Origin of the sequence: Nonomuraea sp. NPDC049400, assembly GCF_044466425.1 — a bacterium.
Classification (GTDB): Bacteria; Actinomycetota; Actinomycetes; order Streptosporangiales; family Streptosporangiaceae; genus Nonomuraea.
Genome location: NZ_JBITMP010000083.1, coordinates 1 through 24596 on the forward strand (window position 1 = coordinate 1; position 24596 = coordinate 24596).

28 protein-coding genes and 2 pseudogenes are annotated in these 24596 nt (G+C 67.8%); 12 read left to right on the forward strand and 18 right to left on the reverse strand.

The window, feature by feature from the left end:
* On the reverse strand, window positions 1–755 hold a 755-nt coding region (istA, locus tag ACIBVN_RS56465; RefSeq protein WP_397150487.1), incomplete at its 3' end, for an IS21 family transposase.
* Between the two features lie 133 nt (window positions 756–888).
* On the opposite strand from istA, the gene ACIBVN_RS56470 reads away from it, so the two are divergent.
* A complete protein-coding gene (locus ACIBVN_RS56470) occupies window positions 889–1167 on the forward strand; it encodes a hypothetical protein (protein WP_397150489.1) in 279 nt (92 codons plus the stop codon).
* Here ACIBVN_RS56470 and ACIBVN_RS56475 read toward each other — a convergent pair.
* From ACIBVN_RS56475 to ACIBVN_RS56485, 3 genes are all read right to left on the reverse strand, one after another.
* Window positions 1164–1496: a hypothetical protein gene (locus tag ACIBVN_RS56475; RefSeq protein ID WP_397150491.1), complete on the reverse strand. Its 333-nt coding sequence runs from the start codon at window positions 1494–1496 to the stop codon at window positions 1164–1166. The two genes, ACIBVN_RS56470 and ACIBVN_RS56475, sit on opposite strands and share 4 nt — an antisense overlap.
* 166 nt (window positions 1497–1662) lie before the next feature.
* Window positions 1663–2013, reverse strand: a complete 351-nt coding sequence (locus ACIBVN_RS56480) for a YybH family protein (protein ID WP_397150493.1) — start codon at window positions 2011–2013, stop codon at window positions 1663–1665.
* Window positions 2014–2258: 245 nt separating this feature from the next.
* Window positions 2259–3071, reverse strand: a complete 813-nt coding sequence (locus ACIBVN_RS56485; protein WP_397150495.1) for an MBL fold metallo-hydrolase — start codon at window positions 3069–3071, stop codon at window positions 2259–2261.
* Between the two features lie 90 nt (window positions 3072–3161).
* Here ACIBVN_RS56485 and ACIBVN_RS56490 point away from each other — a divergent pair, with 90 nt between their 5' ends.
* The gene (locus tag ACIBVN_RS56490; RefSeq protein WP_397150497.1) at window positions 3162–3536 is read left to right on the forward strand and encodes a winged helix-turn-helix transcriptional regulator; all 375 of its coding nucleotides are present in this window, start codon (window positions 3162–3164) and stop codon (window positions 3534–3536) included.
* Window positions 3537–3715: 179 nt separating this feature from the next.
* On the opposite strand, the gene ACIBVN_RS56495 is transcribed toward ACIBVN_RS56490, so the two are convergent.
* The 10 genes from ACIBVN_RS56495 to ACIBVN_RS56540 form a co-directional block, all read right to left on the reverse strand.
* On the reverse strand, window positions 3716–3943 hold the full coding sequence (locus tag ACIBVN_RS56495) for a hypothetical protein (protein ID WP_397150499.1): 228 nt from the start codon (window positions 3941–3943) through the stop codon (window positions 3716–3718).
* 119 nt (window positions 3944–4062) lie between these two features.
* Entirely contained in the window at window positions 4063–4368 is a 306-nt protein-coding gene (locus ACIBVN_RS56500) for a hypothetical protein (RefSeq protein WP_397150501.1), read from the reverse strand.
* A 182-nt stretch (window positions 4369–4550) separates the two neighbouring features.
* Window positions 4551–4775: a group II intron maturase-specific domain-containing protein gene (locus tag ACIBVN_RS56505; RefSeq protein ID WP_397150502.1), complete on the reverse strand. Its 225-nt coding sequence runs from the start codon at window positions 4773–4775 to the stop codon at window positions 4551–4553.
* A gap of 201 nt (window positions 4776–4976) precedes the next feature.
* Window positions 4977–5855, reverse strand: coding sequence for a group II intron maturase-specific domain-containing protein (locus tag ACIBVN_RS56510; RefSeq protein WP_397150504.1), 879 nt, complete (start codon window positions 5853–5855; stop codon window positions 4977–4979).
* Between the two features lie 121 nt (window positions 5856–5976).
* Window positions 5977–6978: a tyrosine-type recombinase/integrase gene (locus tag ACIBVN_RS56515; protein WP_397150506.1), complete on the reverse strand. Its 1002-nt coding sequence runs from the start codon at window positions 6976–6978 to the stop codon at window positions 5977–5979.
* A complete protein-coding gene (locus ACIBVN_RS56520; RefSeq protein ID WP_397150508.1) occupies window positions 6975–7913 on the reverse strand; it encodes a tyrosine-type recombinase/integrase in 939 nt (312 codons plus the stop codon). The genes ACIBVN_RS56515 and ACIBVN_RS56520 overlap by 4 nt, the downstream gene beginning before the upstream one ends.
* Window positions 7910–8833: a site-specific integrase gene (locus ACIBVN_RS56525; RefSeq protein ID WP_397150510.1), complete on the reverse strand. Its 924-nt coding sequence runs from the start codon at window positions 8831–8833 to the stop codon at window positions 7910–7912. The genes ACIBVN_RS56520 and ACIBVN_RS56525 overlap by 4 nt, the downstream gene beginning before the upstream one ends.
* A gap of 79 nt (window positions 8834–8912) precedes the next feature.
* Window positions 8913–9464, reverse strand: a complete 552-nt coding sequence (locus ACIBVN_RS56530) for a reverse transcriptase domain-containing protein (RefSeq protein WP_397150548.1) — start codon at window positions 9462–9464, stop codon at window positions 8913–8915.
* 1 nt (window position 9465) lies between these two features.
* A complete protein-coding gene (locus ACIBVN_RS56535; RefSeq protein ID WP_397150512.1) occupies window positions 9466–11724 on the reverse strand; it encodes a recombinase family protein in 2259 nt (752 codons plus the stop codon).
* A 473-nt stretch (window positions 11725–12197) separates the two neighbouring features.
* Complete coding sequence (locus tag ACIBVN_RS56540) at window positions 12198–12443, reverse strand: DUF5372 family protein (RefSeq protein WP_397150550.1); 246 nt, start codon at window positions 12441–12443, stop codon at window positions 12198–12200.
* 98 nt (window positions 12444–12541) lie between these two features.
* Between ACIBVN_RS56540 and ACIBVN_RS56545 the strand changes: the two genes are divergently transcribed.
* Together ACIBVN_RS56545 and ACIBVN_RS56550 are read left to right on the forward strand one after the other, a co-directional pair.
* Complete coding sequence (locus ACIBVN_RS56545) at window positions 12542–12799, forward strand: hypothetical protein (protein WP_397150514.1); 258 nt, start codon at window positions 12542–12544, stop codon at window positions 12797–12799.
* Window positions 12800–12956: 157 nt separating this feature from the next.
* Window positions 12957–13517 carry an alpha/beta hydrolase domain-containing protein gene (locus ACIBVN_RS56550; RefSeq protein WP_397150516.1) on the forward strand — a complete coding sequence of 187 codons (561 nt, stop codon included), beginning with the start codon at window positions 12957–12959 and terminating at the stop codon, window positions 13515–13517.
* Here ACIBVN_RS56550 and ACIBVN_RS56555 read toward each other — a convergent pair.
* The 3 genes and pseudogenes from ACIBVN_RS56555 to ACIBVN_RS56565 all read right to left on the reverse strand — a co-directional run.
* Window positions 13509–14426 (reverse strand): beta-galactosidase trimerization domain-containing protein, encoded by a 918-nt coding sequence (locus ACIBVN_RS56555; RefSeq protein WP_397150552.1) that lies wholly within the window; start codon window positions 14424–14426, stop codon window positions 13509–13511. The genes ACIBVN_RS56550 and ACIBVN_RS56555 overlap by 9 nt on opposite strands.
* A pseudogene (locus ACIBVN_RS56560) lies at window positions 14412–14906 on the reverse strand (beta-galactosidase); the annotation flags it as partial. The gene ACIBVN_RS56555 and the pseudogene ACIBVN_RS56560, both read right to left, overlap by 15 nt.
* 73 nt (window positions 14907–14979) lie before the next feature.
* Window positions 14980–15437, reverse strand: a pseudogene (locus tag ACIBVN_RS56565) (beta-galactosidase); the annotation flags it as partial.
* A gap of 434 nt (window positions 15438–15871) precedes the next feature.
* Between ACIBVN_RS56565 and ACIBVN_RS56570 the strand changes: the two are divergent.
* The 6 genes from ACIBVN_RS56570 to ACIBVN_RS56595 all read left to right on the forward strand — a co-directional run bounded on the left by ACIBVN_RS56570 (window position 15872) and on the right by ACIBVN_RS56595 (window position 21039).
* On the forward strand, window positions 15872–16765 hold the full coding sequence (locus tag ACIBVN_RS56570) for a DUF6192 family protein (protein ID WP_397150518.1): 894 nt from the start codon (window positions 15872–15874) through the stop codon (window positions 16763–16765).
* Window positions 16766–16769: 4 nt separating this feature from the next.
* Window positions 16770–17186: a hypothetical protein gene (locus ACIBVN_RS56575; RefSeq protein WP_397150520.1), complete on the forward strand. Its 417-nt coding sequence runs from the start codon at window positions 16770–16772 to the stop codon at window positions 17184–17186.
* A 4-nt stretch (window positions 17187–17190) separates the two neighbouring features.
* Window positions 17191–18045 carry an IS5 family transposase gene (locus ACIBVN_RS56580; protein WP_397150522.1) on the forward strand — a complete coding sequence of 285 codons (855 nt, stop codon included), beginning with the start codon at window positions 17191–17193 and terminating at the stop codon, window positions 18043–18045.
* A gap of 136 nt (window positions 18046–18181) precedes the next feature.
* Window positions 18182–18745 (forward strand): helix-turn-helix domain-containing protein, encoded by a 564-nt coding sequence (locus ACIBVN_RS56585; RefSeq protein WP_397150524.1) that lies wholly within the window; start codon window positions 18182–18184, stop codon window positions 18743–18745.
* A complete protein-coding gene (locus ACIBVN_RS56590; RefSeq protein WP_397150526.1) occupies window positions 18738–20033 on the forward strand; it encodes an MFS transporter in 1296 nt (431 codons plus the stop codon). The genes ACIBVN_RS56585 and ACIBVN_RS56590 overlap by 8 nt, the downstream gene beginning before the upstream one ends.
* Window positions 20034–20757: 724 nt before the next feature.
* Window positions 20758–21039, forward strand: coding sequence for a transposase (locus tag ACIBVN_RS56595; protein WP_397150554.1), 282 nt, complete (start codon window positions 20758–20760; stop codon window positions 21037–21039).
* A gap of 105 nt (window positions 21040–21144) precedes the next feature.
* On the opposite strand, the gene ACIBVN_RS56600 is transcribed toward ACIBVN_RS56595, so the two are convergent.
* A complete protein-coding gene (locus ACIBVN_RS56600; protein WP_397150528.1) occupies window positions 21145–21345 on the reverse strand; it encodes a hypothetical protein in 201 nt (66 codons plus the stop codon).
* A gap of 271 nt (window positions 21346–21616) precedes the next feature.
* On the opposite strand from ACIBVN_RS56600, the gene ACIBVN_RS56605 reads away from it, so the two are divergent.
* A complete protein-coding gene (locus tag ACIBVN_RS56605) occupies window positions 21617–22804 on the forward strand; it encodes an ABC transporter substrate-binding protein (RefSeq protein ID WP_397150530.1) in 1188 nt (395 codons plus the stop codon).
* Window positions 22805–22877: 73 nt separating this feature from the next.
* Window positions 22878–24593, forward strand: a complete 1716-nt coding sequence (locus ACIBVN_RS56610) for a thiamine pyrophosphate-binding protein (protein WP_397150532.1) — start codon at window positions 22878–22880, stop codon at window positions 24591–24593.
* Window positions 24594–24596: the final 3 nt, after the last annotated feature.

A 24596-nucleotide genomic window follows, 5' to 3' on the forward strand; every position in this document is an offset into this window, starting at 1 on the left:
ACCGGCGACCTGCACAAACACCAGGAACAAGCGAATCGAACCGAAGGGGTGCAGTGTGAAGCCAACGTTTTGCCGGTGGGCCGGTAGGCGGCCAGCACGTCAGGGTCGAAGTCGTAGTGGCCAGCGAACGCGACCGCCTCGGGGTGCAGCGGGACCGCCTTGCCCGGGGCCACGTGCCGGCGCACCACGGTCTTGGTGCGGTCGTAGACGATCGACATCGGCACGCCGCCGAAGTGCTCGAACGCCCGGCGATGGCAGTCGAAGAAGGTTGCCAGGTCCTGGCTGGTGGTGAAGCAGCAGAACGGGTCCCGCGAGTACGACAGCGTCATGTGGAAGGAGTAGACCTTGGCGATGCCGACATGGGCCAAGATCTTGCCTTCATCGCCCCAGTCGACCTGCGCTTGAGCGCCTGGGACCACTTCGAAGCGGCGGTGCAGTCCCGCCAGTTCGTACGGGCTGATGCCCAGCTCGGCCGCGATCCGCGGCCGGGCCTCCTGCAGATAGATCTTCACCCGTTGATAGGTGCCGGTGAAGGCGTAGTCGGCGACCAGCCGTTCGTGGATGACCGCGCCTTTGAGCAGGATCTCGGCCCGCAACATCGCGTCGATCAGCGGTGCGACCTGATCGATGACTCGCGGCCGCGGCCGGCTGATCGAGGAGCGCTTCGGCGGAACCATCGCCACCTCGCCGGTCAGGTACTTGGCCACCGTCCGCCGGTTCAAGCCGGTCGCGGCCGCGATCTCCCGCAGGCTCATCGCGCCGGACTCATACAGAGCGCGAAACCGCCTCAGCTCCAACCAGCGATGCGGATCCAAGACCACCGTCAGCCGCCCTCCTCCAACCCTGAACAGAGCACGGCAAGACTCTCAGTAATCACACGGTCACCGCATGCGAATGGCGCATTCTCATCTGTACGCGATGGCGCACACCGAGCTGTACGCCGACAACGAGCGGTGGTTCGGCCTGCTAACCGACAAACTCATCCGCCGCGGCGTCCACACCTCCGTGAAGGCTCTCGAGAACGACATCAAGACATGGATCGACACATGGAACGAGGACCCGCGGCCGTTCACCTGGACAAAGACCGCCGACGAGATCCTCAAATCCCTCGCCGACTACCTCAACAAGATCAACCCGCCAACCACCCAAAATCAGCAGCGTACTTAAGTATGTAATTTCCGGCGCATCACACTAGTGCTGTCGCCGACGCTTTCCAGCGGAATGTAGGCCACCTGCTCGATCGGCAGGCCGAGGCTCTCGCGCAACAGCGCGAGCAGGCGCGCGCCGCCGTAGTCCTTGACCTGATGCTCGAAGGCGTTACCTCGAGCCTGCGCGAACCGCGACAGGCCGAACTGCCATGGGTAGCCCGCCTGACGGGCCACCTTGCCCTTGTCGGCGCCGCAGGCGTCCAGCAGGGCGCGCCGGGCGCAGCCGGGATTGACCGACAGCCCGACCAGGCTGCGGGCGTCGTGATTGACGGGCGGCTGGCACGCCACGTCGAAGACCTGCTCCCTCCCCAGCCAACTGCGCCCGGACCACACCGGATCATGACCGTGTCAGCTACGCCGGAAAGCAAGCGGCGGCCGCATCGAGAAAGTCGATACGGCCGCCGCTGCCGTGACGAGGTTCCGTCGCCCGACGGTGATGCCGGGATGACGAGAATCAGACGCCGTAGGGGTTGTCGATGATGTAGACCCAGTCCCCCTCGGTCGTCCTCCTCATCACCTCGACCGCCTTTCCTTCCACGGTGCCGCCCTCGCTCGTGATCCGCCAGGACGGCTGGACCATCGCCAGGTCGCCGTTCTGATGGACCGACGTGGCCTTCACCTCCATGGTGCTGGGCGAGGCGAGGTAGGGCTTCAGCGCTTCCTTGATGCCTTCCCTGCCGTAGACCGGCTGCTGTCCCGGTCCCGGTACAAACATGGCGTGTTCGTCGAACAGGGAACCCAGTCCGTCGAGGTCCTGGTCCTTGAGGTACTGGGCGAAGCGCTCGTGCACGACTTCCGGTGTCATGTTCTTTCCTTTTCGTTTTTTCGTTGCGGACGGGCGGGTCGGCTACGGGCCGATCTGCGTGAGCCATTGACTGGTGGGTGCGCGGCGTCAGCCCCAGAAGCTGCTGGGCGCTGTCGTGCGCGTTGCTGGTGTTGTCCGGCACGATGGCGAGGCCCTCGTACAGTGCGGTGACCGCAGCCGCTCCCGCGTCTCCGGCGGCGTAGAAGGGGCGGGCTGGTGCGCCGGCGCCGGCCCTGGGTGAGGTGTCAGCGGGTGTGCGGGTCCGGCAGGGTGACGGGCCGCCCCAGAGTGGGCCAGTGCAGGGGGACGCCGGCGGCGTCGAAGGTCTGCTGGACGTGGTTGCGGTCTTCGGTGTAGTGGGCCCAGCCCTCGGCGTGCACGGCCACCACGAGGGGATCGCCGAGCAGGCGGCGGGCCTCGACGGCCTGGGCCGCGGTCAGTGACAGTCGTATGTCACCGAATGCCTCGAAGCCTGCCGCGCCCAGGTGCAGCAGCGCCACGTCTACGCGGTACCGGTCGGCCAGGGCGCTCATTGCGTCCAGGTCGACGGTGTCACCGGAGACGTACACCGTCGGTGCCGAGCCGTCGTCGGTGTGCAGGAGGAAGCCGGTGACCGGACCGGTGATGGCCTCGGTGCCGATGGGACCGTGGCGGGCGGGGACCGCGGTGATGTTCAGCGGCGTGCGGCCCGGCTTCGACAGGGTCCGGGTCTGCCAGGGCTCCAGGCCGACGGCTGCGCCCCCGAGATCTTCGGCGCCGGCGACGGTGGTCAACACCTCCGAGGCACCGGAGGCCACCGTACGCCCGGCGGTGTCGAGGTTGTCCTGGTGCTCGGTGTGGCTGACCAGGACGGCGTCGAGGGCGGGCAGTTGTGAGGGCTTCAGCGCCGGGTCAGCGGTCTTGCGCACCATGACCGGGCCGTTCTGGTACTCGGTGCCGGCGGCGTCGAAGGTCGGGTCGGTCAGCAGCGTCCAGCCGGCCAGGCGGATCAGCGCGGTGGGGCCGCCGAGCACCGTCACGGTGTTCGCGGCGCCGGTCACGGCAACGTCGGTTACCACAGGTACTCCTTGACGATCAGCGGTTGGGTCACTCACTCTGACCGAGTAACCTTCTTTTGGGAAGTACATACCTTTAGGTGAGGTGAGCACATGCAGGTAAGCGCGCGGGGCAACGTCCGCGATCCCGCCTGCCCCGGCAGGCAGCTGTTCGACCTGGTCACCGCCCGGTGGGCCGCCCTGGTCCTGGTCGACCTCATGGACGGCCCGCAACGCTGGTCCGAGCTGCGCCGGCGGGCCGGCGGCGTCAGCGACAAGATGCTCGCGCAGACCCTGCGCGACCTCGAAGCCGGTGGACTGATCACCCGCACCGTGCTCACCAGCCGCCCACCGACGGTGCAGTACGCCCTGACCGACCTCGCCCGCGGCGTCACCTCAGCACTGCAACACCTGCAGGACTGGGCCGAACAACACACCAGCGACTACGCCCACCACCGACACACCCACACCACGGACCCAGAGCCCTGAAAAGGCAGGCTCGGTGTGCACACGTCACCGTGCTTCCGCCGTATGAGCGAGCGCCCCGACCAGCATGAACCGCGTGCAAAGCTCAAGGCTCGAGTCGCCGTCGCTGACGGTAGATGCGCAACGGCTTCTGATCCTGCTGATCGCGGTCTACGCGGGATCGTCGATGGTCTTCGTGCGGGTCACCGGAGAACCCAGGGACAAGGGTGCAGGTCGAAGCGGCACGACGGTCTTCGGCGTGCCCAGGTACGGATGCGGCCGGTCTGCGGCTCCGGCCAGGCCGAGGCCACCGCCTTGACCACCGTGCGCCGCTCGACGCCGTACTTACGTTCCAGCGCACGCCCGGACAGGCCGGCACGGGCATCCCGGCGTATCGCCGCGTAGAGCTCTACCTTCGACGTTGGAGGCACCGGTGCTCCTCATCCAGAGCACAAACATCCTTCCACCGCAAGCAACCCCGCGGTCAAATGCCGCCAACACCGGCCCCACGACCGCGCCAGGTGCGGTCACCACCGACCAACAACCGCGGTCACTTCAGGGGATCTGGCTCAAAGGCCAGGTCGATCATCTCGGGGCAGGCAGTGGTGAGGTCGTCCAGCAGGCGGCGGTGCTCGTCTTTGAGGTTGCCGGGTTGGGTGAGCACGAGCCGGGCCAGGCGGCGTGGGGAGATGGGCAGGCGGTCGGCTTCGACCCGGCCTTGGGTGATGTAGCGGTAGAGAAGGTTGAAGCTCGTAGAACTGCCGCTCGGCTGGACCGGGCAACTTGGTGTAGGGGTCGGACCGGGGCGCAGTTCCGAGATCTCTCCCGGCCTGTCTCCCCGGTCCGTCCTCCGCACCGGACGTGCCCGTCTCCGAGCATCCGGCGCTCCACGGATTCCCTCTGGCTATGCGGTTGCGGTTGTCGTTGCCCATGGGGTGGGGATGTTGAATCCGCGCCAGCGGTAGCGGGTGACCTCCACCTTCTGGCAAAGGAACAGCTCCACCTTGCCCTCTTTCGGCCGATGACCGGGACGACCGGTCAGGAACCGCCGGTAGAGGTCCTTCCAGTTAACCCGATGTGTCGTTTGCGCAGCCACCGGGTGACCCGCCGCCAGGCGAACAGGTCCAGGTAGCGGAAGGTGCGCGCGGACACGCCGTGCCGGAAGAAATTGCACCATCCCCGCAGCGTCCAGTTGAGCTGGCGCAGCAGGTCGGCGAGGGTCTTGAACCGCGATCTGCTCGTTAACACCCGCACCTTGGCCATGATCGAGGCCAGGGCCTTCTTCGACGGATAGGTGTAGACGTACTTCTTGCTGGTCCCCCTCTTGCGGCGCCGCTGGATGTGGAACCGTCGGGTAGCGGGGACGCATTGCTGCGTCCCCGCCCCCTAAGAACCGGGCGTGCCCGCTTTCCAGGCACCACGGCTCAAGCAAGCCCCGAGGACGACGAGGTTTCCGCGTCGGCGTCATGGCTGGTGCACTGCTCTTCCGGCAAGGATCTGCCGTCGGCAGTGCGCGTGGAGGAGCCGGTAGAAGGTCCGGTTCTGGCCGTCGACCTGTTCGACGATGTGCTGTTTGGCCAGCACCCGTCGGACGGTCATGAACCACTGCTCCCACTCTCGTGGACTGCGTGGCTCGTGCTCGGCGTGCAGCAGGAATCCCCCGCATGCGGGACAGCGTCCGCCTTGGCTTCGCAGAAGCCGGGCGGTGTGCTCGTCCACGGGTGGGGCCTTCTTCTTGCGCCGCCGTTCGGTCCAGTACTCGGCCAGGACGGGGTCATCCGGAGATGCTCCGCCGTGGACCGGGACATGCCGGACGATCTTCGTCCAGGCGAACTTGGTGAGATAGGCGCCGCTGTCGCGGTCACCGAACACCCACCGGTCCTGCCGGGACTTGTGGAACTTGCCGAAGTAGCGGGTTGCGACCCAGCCCCTCGACTTGTTCGGGTGCGAGCGTCTGGCCCACCGATAGGTGAGGTGCCAGACGTGGTGGTCCAGGCCGGTGAAGATCCGGCTGGAGACCACGCTCCGGTAGTAGGCCGCCCATCCCCGGATGGTGGGGTTGAGCCGGAACACCACTGCGGCCGCGTTCGCGCCGTGCATGGAGCGCACGGCGGCGGACAGCCGCTTCCGGAGCCGCTTGACCGACTCCTTGCTGGGAGTGATGAGCAGCTTTCCGCTGCCCTGCCCATCGACTTGGCGGCGGATGTCGAAGCCCAGGAACGAGAATCCTTCCTCAACGTGGACGATGCGTGTCTTGTCCTCGTTGAAGCGGAGTCCTCTCGGCTCCAGCCATGCCATGAGGTTGGCCTTGACCTGCTCGGCCTGCTCGCTGCTGTGGCACATCGCCACGTAATCGTCGGCTTATGCCGAGGCCCGGATTATGCCGACCGGCCCCGGAGAACGCCTGGTCAGCAGGCAGTTCGCCGTTCCTGGATCGGCATAATCCGGTTGTTCCTGGCGGTGGCTAGAGGGTGTCGAGGAACGCGAGCAGGGTGTCGGGTGCGCGGTAGCGTCCGGGGCTGGTGCCCGGTTGCTGGACGCGGGCGAGGGCCTGTTCCTTGATGCTCATGTCGGCGTGGAGATAGACCTGGGTGGTCTCGGCGTTCTCGTGGCCGAGCCAGAGGGCGATGACCGAGGTATCGACTCCGGCCCGCAGGAGTGACATGGCGGCGGTGTGCCTGAGGGTGTGCGGGGTGACGTTCTTCTCCTTGATCGAGGGGCAATCGCCCGAGGCTGCGGTTGCGTGCTTGGTGACGAGCCGCTCGACGGCGTCACGGGAGAGCCGTCCGCCTGCCCGGGTCGGGAAGAGCGGCATGCCGGGTCCGGGTCCGGGGCCGGGGCCGAGTTCGGCGAGCCAGGTCTTCAGCACCCTGACGACCTGGCTGGTCAGCGGGGTCGCCCTGTCTTTGCGTCCCTTGCCGTGGCAGCGGACGTGCGGGCCGGTGCCCAGGTGCGCGTCCTGGCAGGTGAGTGCGGTGAGTTCCGATACCCGCAGGCCGGTCTGGACTGCGAGCAGGAGCAGGGCGTGGTCGCGGCGTCCGTGCCAGGTCTTGCGGTCGGGAGCGGCGAGCAGGGCGTCGGCTTCTTCGGGGGCGAGGTAGCTGACGATGGCGCGCTCGCGTCGGCGGGGCGGGGTGGCCAGGACCTGGCTGATCACGGCGGCGTGCTCGGGCGCGCGTGGGGCCGCATAGCCGAACAGCGAGTGGATCGCGGCCAGCCGGGCGTTGCGGGTGGCTGAGCCGTTCCCCCGGTCATCCTCCAGGTGCTGCAGGAACGCGCCGATCAGTGTGGCGTCGAGATCGGCGAGGCTGAGCTTGCTGGGCGGCTTGCCGGTCTTGTCGCGGGCGAAGGCGAGCAGGAGCCGGCAGGTGTCGAGGTAGGCCGCGACCGTGTTCGGGCTGGCCTTCTTCTGCCGGGCCAGCCGGTCGGTGAAGAATTTCTGCAGGATGGGGGAAAGGTCGGTCATCGGACCGCCCGCCCGTCGGCCTGCTGTTGGAGTCGGCCGGCTGCCAGGGCGAGGAGCTCGGGGACGGCCTGGAGATACCAGTAGGTCGATTTCGGGTCGACATGGCCGAGCCAGGTGAACAGCAGCGGGAGCCGGGCCTGCACGTTCCCGCCGTCGCGATACCAGTCCAGCATCGTCGCGACCGTGAACGAATGCCTCAGGTCGTGCAGGCGGGGAGGACGCCGGCCGGGCGGCGCCTGGATGCCCGCCGCCGCGATCAGCGCGGCGAACGTGTGCTGGATGTTGTGCCCGTCCAGCGGCCCGCCGCGGCTGTTGATGAGGAACGTGCCTCCCATCGGTTCCGGGAAGAGCCGGTCGCGGGCCCGCTCATAGGCGCGCAGCGCGGCGGCCGCGGTCGGGTGCAGGAACACCAGCCGGGACTTGCCGAACTTGGAGTCGGCGATCACAAGCGTCCCGGCCTGCAGGTCCACGTTGTCCCGTTCAAGGCGGCACGCCTCGCCTTGGCGCATGCCGGTCACGGCCAGCAGCCCGATCAGCGTGCGCCAGGTCGCCGCCCGCAGCGCCGGCGCGAGAGTGCCGGCTGCGCCCATGAGCGCGGCGACCTCCTGCGGGGAGTAGAGATAGGGCGGGATCCGCCGGTAACGGCGTGACAGCACGTCGGCGGGCGGGACCTCGGTGGCCGGGTCCAGCGCCTGCAGGTGCCGGGCGAAGATCCGCACGACGTCGAGCCGCCGGGCCTGGTAGACCTCGTCGCCGCTGCCCCGGCTGGTCTGGGTCGCCCACTCGATCGCCAGGTCGGCTGTCACGCGGACGACGCAGCGCTCCTCGCAGAACCGGACGAAGCTCATCAGGTGCCGGCCCTGGGTCGTGAGCTTGAAGCCGAGCGCGCGGCGCATGGCCAGGTACTCCTCGGCCCTGGCCCGCAGCGGGCTCACCGGCCGACTCCGGGCCACGGGCGCGCCAGCGGGCGCAGCGCGTCCTGGTCGACCTTGGCATAGAGCGAGGTGGACAGCTGGCTGCGGTGCCGCAGCACCTGCCCGACCTCGGGCAGCGACGCGCCGGCGCGCAGCATCTCGGTCGCCAGCGCGTGCCGGAGCCGGTGCGCGCCGCGGCGCTCGAGCCCGGCCCGGTCGCAGGCCCGGCCCATGATCGCGCGGACCGCCTCCGGCGTCAGCTGCCGGTAAGGCCGCCGCACCGTCACGAACACCGCCCGCGACCGGCAGGTGGGACGGCCGCCGCAGATCCAGGCGGCCAGCGCCTCCCCGGCCGGGGCTGGCAGGGGAAGCCGCTCGGTGCGGCTGCCCTTGCCTGTGACAGCGATCTCGCCGGCCCGCCAGTCGATGTCACCGAGCTGCAGCCCGGCAGCCTCGGCCCCGCGCAGCCCGAGCCGGGCCAACAGCGACAGGACCGCGTAATCGCGCAGGCCGACCGCCGTGTCCCGGTCGCAGCCCGCCAGCAGCAGCTCGCTCTCGGCCGACGGTAGCCCGCGCGGCAGCGCGGACAGCCGCCATGACGCGACCGCCGGGACCGCCCCAGCAAGCGGAACGGCAGTCCGCCCGATCACGTGCGCGAACCGCAGGAACGCCCGCAGCGACGTCACCATCGCCTTCGCCGACCAGGTATTGCGGTCCCGGGAGTAGTCCACCATGAACGCGGTGACCTTGGCCGCGTCCAGGTCGCTCACCGCACCTGGCCCGCCTATCGCGGCCAGGAAAGCCTTCGCCTGCTTGGAATAGCAGCGCACCGACACCGGCGACAGGCCCCGTTCCCGGTCCAGCCACGTACGGAACTCCGCCAGCAGCCCCGCGCTGCCGTCGCCCGCCGACGCGCAGCCGGCATCCACGTCCGTCTCCATGATCATCTCCCGTCCGGAGGAACCACTGACACGAACCAGACAGGCAGATCACCAGCAAACGCGCAGGATTATGCCGACATCAAGACCTTGCCCGCCGCCTTGACCAGGCAACTTTCAAACCGGGTCGGCATAACCCGGACCTCGGCATAATGCGATTTATGCCGACGTCGGCATAAGTCGCAGTACCGCTCGAACGTGACCTTCGGGAACTCCCGGACCAGCCACACATCGAACGCGTAATGCATGAACAGGTTGGCCAGCAATGGAGAGTCGCCGATCCTTGCGGAGTTCCGCGATCTCGGGCGAGTAGGGTGCCATCCGGCTGCTGCAGCGGGGCGGTCAGCCATCGCTGGACATACAGCAGGATCCACCGCTGATCGGCGGAGACGTGCTTGGCGACGGCCTTGAGCACCAGCTCATGCGGCACGGTGTCGAAGAAGGCCCGGATGTCCATATCGATCACCCAGTCCTTCCTCCAGCATCGCACCCGGCACGCCCCGACCGCATCCAGCGCCGACTTGCCCGGCCGATAGCCGTACGAATCCGGATGGAAGATCGGCTCGACCTCCGGCTCCAGATACATCCGCACCACCGTCTGGGCCACCCGGTCGGCCACGGTCGGGACGCGTATTTCATACTGCCTTCCTTTTCAGACGTTGCTGGGCTTGGGCTTTGATATCGGCGGGGAGCTTGGGTGAGCTGGCGATTCTCTGCAGGCAGGCTTCCTCAACGGCGGGGGTGAAGTCGATCCACAGCCGTCCGGCCAGGCCGCGGCGGGCCGGCAGGTAGCTCCACTGCGTCCATCGGTAGACGACGTCGGGTTTGACGCCGAGCCGGTGGGCGACCTGGGCGACGCTCAGCTCGTGTGGTTGGCGGGGCTGATGGTCCTGGTCACGGTGCTGGTGCGTGGAGCTGGCCGCCCGGTCGGTGCAGGCGGCTTCGACCTCGGGCGGGAACGGGATCGCCCACCGGTTGGCGGGGCCACGGCGCGCGGCCAGGTAACCGGCGTTGATCCAGTAGTGGATGGTGCCGACGGACACGCCGATGCGGGCGGCGACCTGGCGGGGTGTGAGTTCACCGTCGTGCAACAGCCCGGGATAGGGAATGTGGTGGTAGTGGCGCAGGTTCGCGGCGGCCACGCCGTCGAAGGGCTGCCCGGTGCCGGTCCGGTGACCGGCGGCGTTCAGCGCGGCGGCCAGGGCCGCGTTGTCGCAGGCCGGGCCGATCCGCATGGCGAGGTCGATCGCTGCGGGGTCGGTGGTGCGGGCGGTGGGGGCGCGTTTGCCGCGCCGCAGGTGCAGCAGGTCGGTGGCTCCTGATCTCCACCGCAGGCCGATATGGACGAGCGTCGGGTCGTCGTGGTCGGCGGTGATGGTGACGTCGGCCAGCGTGGTGCGCAGCAGTCGTTTGCGGTCTTTGTCGCTAGTGGTGGTGGCCTGCCAGAGGGCAGGCAGGTCGGTGAGGGCGGCAGCCAACTGGCCGGGGTCGGGGACGGCGGGCTGGGCTTGGCTGATCGTGGCCAGCATCGCGGTGGCCTCGGCCAGGTCGGCCAGCGCGCTCTCCCAGCGGGCCTCCAGGGTGCGAGCGACCAGCCGGTTTTCCGGCTCGCAGGCCAAGAACGCGCGTTCGGCGCGTTGCGCGGCATAGCGGGCGCGTTCGACGGCGAGCTCGGCGCCGCGCAGGCCGCGGGCATGGCGGGCGGTGACCTCCTCGGCCGCCGCCAGCGCCAGGGACAGCTGACATGCATCGGCCGCGGCCAAGAACGCCTCGGCGACCGCGACATCGATGATGTCGGCGCGGATCGACCCACACCACGGCGTGGCAACGTGATCAGCGCGGGAATGGCTGCATTCGTAGCGGGGTAGCCGGTCTTGGTAGCGGACCTGCATGGACCGGCCGCAGCCGCCACACAGCACGATGCCTTGACACAGTGCGCTGCCCTCGCGGGGCGGGCGGGCTCCGGCGTTGGTGCGATTGGCCGCCAGTTTGGCCTGGTTGGTCAGGTACTGCTCCCAGGACAGGTAACCCTGATGGTGATCCAGGAGCAGGACCTCCCACTGCTCGCGGGGCAGCTCGGTGACGGCGGCGTGCACGCTGCCATCAGCATGGACGACCTGGCGCGACTTGCGGCGTCCGTAAACGTAGGCGCCGGCATAGACCGGGTTGCGCAAGATCGCGACGGCCCGTGCATGGGTCAGCCGCCCCCAGCGGACCTGCCCGGCCCAGACCCCGCCATAAGCGCGGCGTGGGAAGCGGCGTCCGGCGAACGCCCCAGCCACCCCGTAGGCCGACCCGGTCGCGGTGAACGCGGCGAACACGTCCGCGATCGCGGTGGCGATCTCCTCGTCCGGATCGATGACCACGTTCTGGTCTTCGTCGTAGAAGAACCCGACCGGCAGCGGCAGCCGCAACTGCCCGCGGGCGGCCGCAGCGCGTTTGGCCTCGTTCATCCGGCTGGTCAGCCAGTGCAGCTCGGCCTCGCCCATCTGGCCCTTCAAGCCCAGCAGTAACCGGTCATTGATGTCGGACAGGTCATAGACCCCGTCGGTGTCGATCACCAGGGTGTCGGTGAAGCGGGCCAGCTCCAGCAGGCGGGCCACGTCCGCGTTGGAGCGGGCCAGCCGGGAGACCTCCAGTCCGAACACCGCCCCCACCTCGCCCAGGCAGATGCGAGCGACCAGCTGCTTGAACCCGTCCCTGCGGGTGGCGCTGCGTCCCGACAACCCCAGATCGCAGTCGATCACCTCGATGTCGCACCCGTCCCAGCCCATCCGAGCCGCCAGATCGGCCAGATCGTACTGGCGCCGGGTCGACTCGGTGTGCTCGCGGATCTGGACCAGCGTCGACTGGCGGACATACACGATCGCGACGCGTTCCAGGTGCGAACGCATCACCTTCGACTCTCCCCGGATCATCGGTGCTCGCTCCGTCGCCTTCACCGCTTGCCACGGCGGCAGCGTCACCGCCGGGCGCCTTCTCGCGCATCCGGTGCGCCGACACCGTCTGCGGGCCGCTGGCCAGGGCGGATTCCAGCATGTTCGCCAGCACCGCGATCACCTCGGCGCATGCGGTCAAGCCACCCGGTCCCGGCGGATCCAGGTGGTTCTTCTCGCCTGCGCCAAGACCGCCAGCCTCGATTGTCATGATTCATCACCACTTGAACCGGATTGGCCCTTCTTCCCCGAAAAGACCATCCGGTCCCGGCAATGACTACTCGCACCATGACAGAGGAGACGAACGACCAACACCACCCGCAACGGTCACAATCCGTTATGGATAGTGCGAGAAATACCACCGACGGGACACCACATTCCAGGCAGCGTCACCACATTCCGGGCAATCGCGACAGTGACAGCCTGGCATTTCAGTCCTGCTGGCGGCCCTTCAACGCGGCGACGAGAGCGGCGAGCTCCACCAGAGCCTCGTAACTCAGCGCAGTCTCCGTCGCCTCGGGCTCGCTGGTGTCCTGGCCTCGGTCGGTCCACTCCACCGGCACCATGATGGTGCCCAGCGGACCACCCTCACAAGACAACGCCAGCCCAGCGGACAGCCTGCGTTCGAACAGCACGCGCAGCCGCTTCCCGCGCAGCGGATGGAACGGGTGAGTGATCGTGACGAACGATTCCGAAACCTCGCTCCTTCTGCGTGAACGCGCAGTCCGCGAGGCACGTGGGCACGCCCAGCACCCGCACCCCCTTACCTCCCGGCTTGGGGATCTCCACCGCCTTCACCGGCGGCGGGAAATACGAGCCCGAGGACAACCGATTCCAGATCTTGTATAAGTTCCGGTCCCGATCGGCCTCGAACTGCGCGATCGACTCCTCTGGCCTGGACGGTGTTGTTGTCGCGGACTTTGACCACGATGGCGTCCAGGAACACCGCCGGCGGGCAGGTGACTTCCTGGCGGTCGAAGTCGATGCGAAAGTCGTCGCGGGCGAGCCCTCGATGCCGGAACGCACCGCGTAGCGCTTGTGCCAGTCCGGTTCTCGCTGCTCCGCGCGGTTGCGCAGCTGCAGTTCGTGTAGTTCTCGCGGAGGAAAGCCCACAGAGTCAAGCTCAGTGAGCGCTACGCGCTGGCCAAGGTGGAACGCCGCTGGGACAAGGAGCGAGAGCGGGAACGGTCGTGACCGACATCATGACCTCCCACGATGAGTACCTGCGACGCGGTGATGCCTACGTCGGTACCACCAGCGCGCCGAACGCGATCGCGTCATGGAAGAAGTTCGACCCGTCCCGGTACGGCACGCTGTCCTGGCCCGACCTGCGCGGCTGCCCCGGCCGGGCGCCCAACTCCGCCGCCGATTCCGAAGGTGGGCTGGTGTGGGACATCCTCAGCCAGGCGGGTGCGGCGTTGAAGAGCCCTAGGCGCAACAACCCGCTGCGTGACCTGCGGGTCGAGAAGGTCTATGCGACCTGGTATTCCCAGTCGGGCGCCTACCTGACCCGCTACTGGCCATCCTGGAACTCCATCCCCTGCCTGACGACGGTCAGCCCATCTGTGGGAGATGAATCTCATTCCCCGCACGGCAGCCGCGAGACGATCTTTCACCCGCAGGAGACGGGCTGTGGGCGCCCGGATAACACTTTTTGGAACCACGCGAGCAAGAGCGTCCAGGCCGCGCGCTCTCCTTGTCTGGCCCTCTGGCCAGGGGTGTGCAGAGCTCCTTCATCGTCCTCAGGGTGAAGGGATCAGGGGCGACTGCACAACGGCGACGTCCGCGGCGTCGAGCACGAGTTCCTCCCCGGGCACGAGACGGCGCCCGGTGATGAGGTCGACGCCGGAACGGTCGAGAACCACGGCGGCCTTGTCCTGGCGGTGGTTCAGCAGGAACAGGAACCTGTGTGTCGCGGTCCGCCGCTCGGCGACCTCGACCCCTCGTGGCGCGGCGTGCACAGAGCGGACACCGGCACGGTCGAGAACCTGCTTCACCAGCGTTTCGAGCGCATCGTCGTCCAGGCGGGTGCCAAGGTAGACGGCGTGGCCCTGGCCGAGTTCGTGGTCGACGATCGCCGGCTGGCCGGCGAGGTAGCCCTCGTCGTACACGGCGAGCGGGCGGGCGGTCTCGACGGCCATGTCGTCCTGCCACAAGGTGCAGGTCGCGGTGAAGCCACCGTCGAGCAGAGTCTGGCCGTCAGCGGCGCGCACGGTCACCGAGTCCAGAAGGGGGGAGAACTCCCTGACATGGACGCCGATCACTTCTCGGAGCGCCCCGGGGTAGCCGTTCTCGACGACCTCGTCGTCCTCGTTGACGATCCCCGAGAAGAAGGACGCCAGCAGATGCCCGCCTTCGGCGACGAACCGCCGGACGGCCTCGGTCTGCGCGGGGCTCATCATGTACTGGTTCGGGATCACCAGGACTCGGTAGGGCGACAGGTCATCGTCGAGGGTGACGACGTCGACGGCGACGTGGCCGTTCCACAACGCCCGGTGGTGGCGGGCCACGGTGTCCACGTAGTCGAAGGTGTTCACCGGATGAGCGCATCCCTCGACCGCCCACCAGTTCTGCCAGTCCCACACCAGGGCGACCTCGGCCTGGGTGCGTGCCGTGGCGACCTCTGCCAGCCGCCCCAGCTCGCTGCCGAGCGCCACCACCTCCTGCCACGAGCGTGTCTTCTCGCCCCCGTGCGGCACCATCGCCGAGTGGAACTTCTCCTGTCCCTGCCGCGCGGCCCGCCACTGGAAGAACATGACCGCGTCGGACCCGTGCGCCATGGCCTGGTAGGAGCCCAGGCGCATCCGTCCCGGCTGCTTGACCAGGTTGATCTGCCACTGGCTGACCGCGCCGACGGCCTGCTCCATCAGCATCCAAGACTCGCCGCCGCCGATTGACCGCATCAGGTCGTACTGGAACGCCGCAGTGATCACCGACTCCGGCTTCGCCGGATCCGGGTAGCAGTCGAAGGCCACCATATCCAGCTCCTGCGCCCAGCGGTGGCTGTCGATCAGCCGGCACCGGAAGAAGTTCGTGGTGACGGGCACGTCCGGCGTGATCGACTGGAGCAGATCGCGTTCCCGCACGACCAGGTCGAGCAGGTTGTCGGAGGTGAAACGGCCGAAGTCGAGCTCCCGGGCGGGGTTGGCCCAACCGCACGGGCTGGGGCAGGTGGACCTGGGCCCAGTCGCTGTACTGCTGGCTCCAGACCATCGTGCCCCAGCGGCGGTTGAGCTCCTCCAGCGAGGAGTAGCGCTCCTGGAGCCACTGACGGAAGCGGTCGTCGCACGAGGGGCAGAAGCACGAGGAGTGGTACTCGTTGCCGATGTGCCACATGGCCAGGCCGGGATGTCCGCCGTACCGCTCCGCGAGCCTGCGCGCGACGCGCCGGCTGCGGTCGCGATAGACCGCCGAGAAGGGGCAGAAGTGTCCCCGGCTGCCGACGCCGAAGCGCACCCCTGACGGTCGACGCCGAGCGTCTCAGGGAAGTCGGTGGCCAGCCACGGCGGGGGTGAGGCGTTCGGGGTTGCGAGGTTGACCAGGATGCCGTTGGACCACAGCAGATCCATGATCTCATCGAGCCAGCCGAACTCGAACCGGCCCTCGGCCGGTTCGAGCGCGGACCAGGCGAAGACACCTAGGCTGACCAGGCTGACGCCCGCCTCTCTCATGAGCCGTACGTCCTGCTGCCACACCTGTCGTGGCCACTGCTCCGGGTTGTAGTCACCACCGTAGACGATGCCGGGAAGCCGCCGACGAAAAGCGGTCAGGGGCGAGTCGGGCAAAGCGGGTCCTCTCTCATATCTGGGACTTGTATTCGGCGACGTGCTTCTGCCGTCCTGCTCCAGGGGTGAGCCGGTCGAAGAGCACGTCCTGGTTGATCCGACCGAAGATGTCGGCCATTGACGTGCCTGCGTTCACGTTGGGCGTCTGGATCGGTTGCGGCCTGAGAAGGTGTCTTTGATCCCTGTTGATGATCGTTAGGGAAACACAAAAGACCTTGTTTGCCAGGGATTGTCACTAGACGTGATCAATAGGATGCTTGGTGTTGGTGGTCCGCATCCCGCCGTTGTCCCGTACGTCGCGTGCGAGGGGAGAGCGGACCATGCCGACCATGATCGGTCACGTCAGCCAGGAGCGGTACGAACAGATCATCACCCGTGCCCGGGAGCTGGTTGAGCTCCAGACCCGTTCCCAGTTCGAGCTCGGGGACCTGGCGCTGGAAATCGAGCCGATGCAGCCGCACGGCGGCGCGCATCCGGACCGGGGCGAGGCGCTGTTCGGCGTCTTGGAATCCCTGCAGATGTTCGCCGACGATCTCGCGATTCCGGTGAAAACCCTGGAGACCTATCGCTGGGTGGCTTCCCGCTGGCCGGCTCAGCACCGCCGGCACAGGGTCCCGTACTACATTCACAAGACGCTGGCCTCGCTCCGCGATGACGAGGAGCGGTGGGAGCGCATCACCAAGCCACCGCTGGACAGGCGCACCCAGACGCACCGGTGGACCGACACGGCCGCCAAGCAGGCCGTCGACCAGAAGTTCGCCGACACCACCTCGGTGCAGCAGAAGGTGGAGCGCATCCACGACCTGGCCCGCGACGAGCAGGTCGCCGCCGCCGTGGCGACCGATCTGCTGCGCCGCCCGGAGGTCGCCTTCAAGGCGATGACCGACACCACCGCCCGGCATCTGGTCAACCGTGCGCAGGTCGATCAGGCCAGGCAGGCCGGCGAGGCGGCCCGGGAGCGCACCCCGGCGCTGCCCCGGATCGAGCGAAGCCGCGACCTCATCGAACTGGTCGGCGCGTGCTCGGTGTTCGTGGCCGCGGTGGGCCGGGTGCTGCCGACGCTTCGAGGGCACGCCTTCACCGCCGAGGAGAAGGCCGTCGTGGCGCGCAATCTCGGCCGGGTGCGCGCGACCGCCGACTGGCTGGAGGCGGCCGTGGAGTCCGGCGACGTGAGCCTGGACGAGGGCCTGGCCCGGCTGCTGCGCGGCGAGTAGCGCCATGCCCTCCAGGGGCCTGGCCGCCAACGTCTGCGGCGACCAGGTTCGTCTCGCGCTGCTGGAGGCCCGCCCGGCCGGACTGACCGCCCGGCAACTGGTCGGCGCCACCAAACTGAGTCTCTACCAGGTCCGCAAGGGCATCCTCTACATCCGGGAGGTCTCCGCGATGGCCCACTTGACCCCGCTGATCTGGACCTACGCCGACGGCTACCGTTTCTCCTCCCAACCCGATGACTGGATCGCATACGAGCGCTCGCGGATGCGCACCGAACTGACCCGGATCAGCCGCCTGCTCTCGGCGACGGTGGCACCGCACGCTGCCGCCCGGCCGGAGGAGGAGTGGGTCAACCTGGTGCTGGGCCAGCTCAACGTGGTGCAGGCGGCGCTGGGTCTGCTCAACAAGGCCGGGCGAGCGTGAGCCGATGCGTCCGCGCCGTTATCCGTCCGACACCGGCGATGAGGAGTGGGCGTTGATCGAGCCCCTCCTGCCGGTGCCCGCCTGCCGGACGCGCACCGGTGGGCGCCCGGAAAAGCACCACCGCCGCGACATCTTCGACGCGATCAGGTACGTGACCGACAACGCCTGCAAGTGGAGGGCCCTGCCAGCGGACTTTCCGCCTTATCAGACCGTGTTCGGCTTCTTCAGCCGTTGGACCCGGGCCGGGGTTTTCAACCGGGTCCGTGATGAGCTTCGCCGTGCCATCCGGTTGCGAGCTGGGCGCTGCCCCAACCCGGTCGCGGGCGTCATCGACTCCCAGTCGGTGCGCGCCGCGGCCACCGTCACCGGGCGTTCGCGCTCCTATGACGCCGGGAAAAAGGTGGGAGGCAGGAAACGTCACCTGGTCGTGGACACGTTCGGCCTGCTCATGATGGTCATGGTCACGGCCGCTGGACAGCCCGACCGCGACGCCGCCCGGGAATTACTGGCCCGGCTGCGGATGCTGCACCCGCAGCTCACCCTCATCTGGGGCGACAGCGCCTACGCCGGGACGCTGGTCGAGTGGGCCCGCCACTTCCTGCACCTCACTCTGAAGGTTGTAACGAAACGGCCTGGTCAGACCGGGTTCAAAGTACTCGCGCGAAGGTGGATCGTCGAGAGGACGATCGGGTGGTTGATGAACGCTCGCCGGAACGTGGTCGACTTTGAGCGCAAACCCTCGCACAGCGAAGCTCACCTGACCGTCGCGGCAATCACGCTCATGAGCCGGCGACTGACCCGGAGGCAGGCAGGCCGGGCATGGACCAAGCGTCAGCCTGACCCGGCCCAGGCAGGCTGATCCCTATGTGTATCTGCGCAACAAACACACCTTGATCGGCATGCATTCACATTCCAAAGGTTCCTTGACATCTGATCCTGATTGACCCAGGATTCCAAGTATGTCTTTGGAATCCTGGAGGAAGAGGCCACGACGTGTGCTCGACGACCCGGCCGCCATGCGGGCATTCGCCCATCCCGTCCGCCTGGCACTGCACGAGCTGCTGATGCGGGCCGGCGCCACGACCGCCGCGGACGCCGCCCGCGAGGTCGGCATCAGCCAGGCACTGGCCTCCTACCACCTGCGGCAACTCGCCAAGTACGGCTTCGTGGAGCAGGCCGAGGCGCGCGACGAGCGGGAACGGCCGTGGAAGGCGACGTCACTGACCCAGGAGTGGTCCGACGCAGAGTCGACCCCCGAGGCCTCGGCCGCCCGTGGCCTGCTGGAACAGGTCATCGCCGAACGGGCGCTGTCACGACTGGCCGAATGGCAGGAGCGCCGCATGGAGGAGCCGGACGCATGGCGGAAGGCCGGTGGGATCGGCAGCTCCTATCTCTACGTCACACCCGACGAACTCGCCTCCTTCGACGCCGCGTTCAACCGGCTGCTGGAGCCGCTGATGGCGCGGATCGCCGACCCGTCCGAGCGGCCGGAGGGGGCCAGGCCCGTCCTGCTGACCACCCTCCTGGTTCCGCTCCCGACCACCGGCACCGGTGACTGACGCCTTGGACGCCACCTTGCCGGGAGAGGAACCGGCGGGGGAGGCCACGAGCGCTCCGGCAAAGTCGACCGAGGAGGCGCCGGGCGGGATCCGGAGCCTCCTCGGGAAGAATCAGGACTACCGGCGACTACTCACGGCCGGGCTGATCTCGCAGACCGGTGACTGGGTCATCAGCACCGGCCTGGCCTACCACGTCTACGTACTCACCGGATCCACACTGTCCAGCGCCACCATGCTGCTGGCCGCCCGGTTACCGGACGTCCTGCTCGGCTCACTGGCGGGCGTGCTCGCCGACCGATGGGACCGCCGCAGGCTGCTGGCGATCACGGACGTGCTGCTCGCGCTGGGGCTGCTGCCTCTCCTGGCGGTAAGTGAACCGGGCCAGGTGTGGATCGTCTACGCCGTCGCCTTGTGGACAGGCGTGCTCAGCACAGTCCTGTTCCCCGCCCAGAAAGCCCTCGTGCCACAGATCGTGGCCGCCTCGCAGCTCGTCAGGGCCAACGCATTACACGGGCAGACCGGCCAGGCCGCCAGACTGCTGGGAGCGCTGGCGGGCGGGGTCGCGGTCAGCGCGGGCGGGCTGGCCGCCGTCGTCTGGATCGGCGTGGCCGGCTTCCTGATCTCCGCACTCCTACTGGCACGCCTGCGGACGCCGGCTCGACGCGCCACGGCCGCGACGACAATGGGCGGGCAATGGGTCTCCGGGCTGCGGCTGGCCAGAACGAACCGCGGCGTGCGCCTGCTGGTGGCATACATGGTGATCACAGGGCTGGGCGAGGGCATCTTCGCGACGCTCGCGGCGCCGTTCGTGGCCAACGTGCTCGGCGGAAAAGGGGACGCCTACGGGCTGTTCCTGTCGGCGCAGGCAGTCGGCGGGATCGCCGGCGGTCTGGCGATCGCCGCCCGCCCGGGGAACGCCACCCCGCGAGCGCTGTTCGGATGGGGAACGGTCGTCTTCGGCTTGGCCGACCTGGCGCTGTTCACCTACCCACTCCTGACGCATGAGCTATGGCCGGCCATCGCGCTGATCGCCCTGGCCGGGCTACCGGCCGCAGCAGCGATGGCGGGACTCACCACATTCGCCCAAACAGCCACCAGCGACGACCGGTTAGGCGCGGTCTTCGGGCTCCTCATCAGCGCCCAGGCCGCCACGTCACTGCTCGGGATGGCGCTGGCGGGCGTGCTCGGCGAACGGCTCGGCATCGTCCCAACGCTCTGCCTGCACGCCGGCGGGCTGATCACGGCGGGTCTGCTCGTCGTGGTGAAATCAGAACGTCATACCCATTGACCCGCGATGACGTGTGCCTATACCGCCCTCTTCTCGATATCGCTATCCAACGTCTTCTCTGATCTCGAACCGATCGCTCGGTTCCTCAAGATCACATATGGAGTTCGAAGACACCCTCTGAGGGCGTTGACCCGCCGGTAGCGCTCGGCGATGCGCTGTACGTACTCGTCCCAGGGCCACTTGGCGTCGTCGGGAAGCGGCACGCCTGCCTTCGAGCCCCACCAATTGAAGCGGATGGTGACATTCCCACCGCTCGCCTCGGCACGGGTACCGGCGCGGCCGGGGGCCGGAGCAAGGTGAGGGCCAGGCCGAGAGCGCGGAAACCAGCGCGCCGGGGCAGGCGAACGCCGTTGTTCATGGGGGCTTCCTTTGTTTCCATGCCCGACGGGCGTGCCAGAGCAGGGAATCGGGTGATGAGGCCGGGCCGAGGAGGTGAGCGCGGGTTGGCATCGGCTAAATAGTGAACGTTCACCAGGAGGCTAATGAGGGATCTCGCTCGGGTCAAGACCTGCACGCCGACCGTAATCCGGGCTGGTGGCGGCATTGGCCGGCGGCGCGGAGACGACGAGGCTTGCCCTTGCGGTGAGCGCGGTCACCGCAAGGGCGATCAGTAACCGGCGCGACGACCGGGTGCTCCGCGACGGTGCTGATGAGTGACTATAAGACGCCGTGATCAGTGTCATGAGATGTCCAATCACTAGATCTAGTTTCCTGGGTCAAACCGCTGCCCAGGACCGCAGGTGACCGCCTGGTCCTGGCGGTGGACGTCTCCCCGTGGCTGCGGCCCGACGCGGCCACCAGCCCAGGCCGATCGTGCTGCCACACCTACGGCCGCAGCAAGGATCAGCATCTGATGATCCCGGGCTGGCCGTACTGGATCATCGCCGCGCTGGAGACGGGGCGGACCTCCTCGACCGCGGTGCTGGACGCCGTCCGGCTGGAGGCCGAGGCCGACGTGGCGGCGGTGACCGCCGCTCAGGCCATTCCTCCGCGGATTCGATCTTGAGCATACGTTCCGGCTCTGGAAACAGACGCTCGGCTGGACCACGCCGAAGCTCCGCAACCCACAGGCCGCTGATCTGTGGACCTGGCTCATCATCGCCGCCTACGGTCAGGGGGACCCGGCATGCTGCACAATGAACTCCGCGGCCGCTCTATTGACGATCAAGGAGATCTCCTCCTCCAGCGCGGTCTCCAGCACCGTCTTGGTCAGCCCACCAGCAGCACTTGATGCTGGCGCCACCAACAGGTCGGTGGCGCTTTCTCCGACCTCGTCGTGGTCTTCGCTGCGATTGCTGCTGGTGCTCTTCATCCTCGTCATCGGGATCCTGGCCATCAACGTCCGTGGAACCTTCTTTCACCGCACGCCGATCACCGCCGCCACAGAAGTACCCGTTCGGGTTTATTCGTTGCGGCCCGCTCCTGGCTAGACGCCCTGGGCGATCGCAAAGCGCCATGACCCCGCCGCTCGCGACTGTTCTTGTACCCGTCCGGGTAATGCAGGCGGCCCGGCGGTCCCCCTAGCGTTTCGCTCCAAGTGAAGGGCGAGACCTGCCTGACTCTCCGAACAGATAGGGCGCGCGATGGGCATGTGGACACTCGCAAAACGCGGACGACTGACAGTCGTCGCCGCGGCAATGGCGATGCTGGCGGGGTGTGGCGGAAGCTCTCTCGGGCAGTCCGACGATGGCGGCGACGACACGCTCAAGGTGGGCCTCGTAGTCGCTCAGTCAGGCGTGTACTCCGCTGTCGGTCGAGACATGGAGCAGGGGTTCCGGCTGTTCCTGAAGGAGCACGACAACCAGATCGGCGGCCACGACGTCGAGGTGGTCACCGTTGACGAGGGTGAGACTCCTCAGAGCGGCGTTGTCGCTGCAACTCGCCTGGTTCAGCAGGAGCAGGTCGACGTAGTGGTCGGAGTCGTCACCGGGCCGACTGCCATGGGCAGCCGCGACATCTTCGACAGCAGCAAGGTGCCCGTCCTGCTGGGGAACACCGGTTCGATTGGGCTGGGCGGTGACCTCGCCTCGGACTGGATCTGGCGGGCCGCTTACGACAACCGCGATCCAGGACGCGCTCTAGGCACGTATCTCGCCAAGGACAGTTCATCGGGCGATGTGTTCCTCATGGCCGCGGACTACGCCGGTGGGCACGAGACGATTCAGGGTTTCAAGGACACGTTCCCGGCGGACCGCGTGGCCGGTGAGGTGTACACGCCGTTCGGGACGACTTCGGATTTCTCCCCTTACATCTCGAAGATCCTCGCGTCCGGCGCCTCCCAGGTCTTCTGCTTCTACGCCGGCGGCGAGGCCATCGAGTTCACGAAGCAGGCAGCCTCCTTCGGGCTCAGCAGCAAGGTGAAGCTCTATGGGACATTCCTGACCGACGGCGCTGCCCTGCTCAAGGCCGAGGGTCAGGCTGCGCTCGGGGTCCGCAACGCCATCCGATACAACTGGGACCTCGACAACGAGCAGAACAAGGCCTTTGTCGCTGCTTACCAAGATGAGTACGACGTGCTCCCGAGCACTCCGGCCGCAACCATGTATGACGTCGGCGTCATTCTCGACCGAGCCGTGCAGGACATCGGCGGCGCCGTCACCCGAGAGTCCATCAACGACGCACTCGGTGGCATCGGGAGCGTCGATGGCGTTCGTGGCGAGCTGAAGTTCGACGACAGCCGCACCATCGTGGGTCCGACCTACCTGACCGAGGTTCAGAAGACGCCTCAGGGGCTGCTTCCGGTGACCATCGAGGCGCTGCCGAGGCCTTGACTTGTCGCACCTCATCCCACCCACCTGCTGAACGCAGCTGCCGTAGCCGCCATCACCCCGAGGACTCAGCCAAATGTCGCATCTCACAATCGCAACAACCACCCATCTGCTAGACCCTGAGGCTCTCGTGCGGCCGCTGGCACAGGTGGTGGGGGAGGCCATGGTCGACCTCGGCGTGACGCAGTTCTTCGGTGTCCTGGGCAGCGGAAACCTCGAAGCGACGTCCTACTCTGCACAGGCCGGCGCGTCCTTCCTGCACGCGCGTCACGAGAACGCCGCGATGATGATGGCTGCTGCGCACACCGAGGTCTCGGGAAGGTCGGCGGTGTGCACGGTCCACCAAGGGCCTGGCCTTACCAACGCTCTGACAGGGCTCGTCGAGTGTGCCAAGAGCGGCATCCCCGCCATCGTCCTTGCCGGCGCCACCCCCCAGCTGGCGATGCGGGGAAACTCCTACATCGACCAGGAGCGGTTGGCCCATGCCGCCGGAGCGCTAGCCCGCACCCTCCTCGTGGACGGTGCGGAGCCCATCGGCGCCCAACTACGCGACGCGATCCGGGCCGCGCGGGCGAAGTCCCTACCGCTGCTCGTGAATGTCCCGGTCGACCACTTGCGGACACCTGTGGCAGAGCCACGGGCTCGTTACGACGCGGCCGGATGGCGGCCTGTGCCACATCTTGCTGCTCGGGGCGCCATGGATGAGGCGGTCGCCACGATCCGAACGGCCAAGCGGCCCGTGATCATCGTCGGTCGCGGGGCAGTGATCGCCGGCGCGACGGACCTGTGTCGTCAACTTGCCCGGCGGCTGCGCGCGCCGGCCGGGACTACCGCGCTCGTCCACGGAGCGCTTGCGGGCTACTCCAGGAACCTGGGCATCATCGGTGGCTTCTCGACGCAGGAGGCCGCGGAAGTCCTTCGAGCCGCAGACGTGGTGATCGCGATCGGCGCGCGACTGACCGCATGGACGACCGGCGACGGCGACCTGATCTCGGCGGGCGCCAGGATGCTCCACATCTCCACCACTGAACCTGATGCGAGCCTCGACCGAGAGTATGTGGCCTGTCGTGGCGACGCGCGGCTCGTGGTCGCCGAGATCATCGAACGCCTCGGCGAGCGAGACGCAGAGCAGGAAGACGGCTGGGACGGTAACCGAGCCCTGGCTGCGCTGCAGGGGTCCAGCGGCACACATGCAGCGCACGAGGGTGCCGGCCGGGACTCAGGTCTGCTGAACCCGCGAGAAATGGCAACGGAGCTGGACGCCCTGTTGCCGACCCGCACAGTGGTGGTCGATGGCGGTGACAACGCCTGGTACGGGACGCTGTTCACCAAGCCCGCTGGCGACGGACGCTCGTTTGTCTTCACACCGGCGGGTTTCCAGAGTATCGGTCTTGGTCTGGCCGCCGGGATCGGAGCAGCGGTTGCCCGACCCGACCAGCTCACGGTCATCAGCCTGGGTGACTGCGGAGCGCTCATGGCAGCAGGGGAGCTCGACACCCTCGCCCGTAGTCCGGTTCCTGTCATCGTCATCGTCTACAACGACTCGGCGGGCGGCGCCGAGGTCCACCACTTCGCGAACTCATCGGCCGACGTCAGCCTGGCCCAGTTCCCGACCGTCGAGCTGGGCGCCGTGGCCGCATCATTCGGGCTCGACTCGCTGGTGGTGAGGTCCCTTGCCGACCTGCAAGCGATCGACGATTGGCTGCACGGGCCGAGGACCCGATCGCTTCTGATCGATGCACGGATCGACCCCGACTTCGTCATGGAATGTGCTGCCGAAGCGTTCTTGTGACCC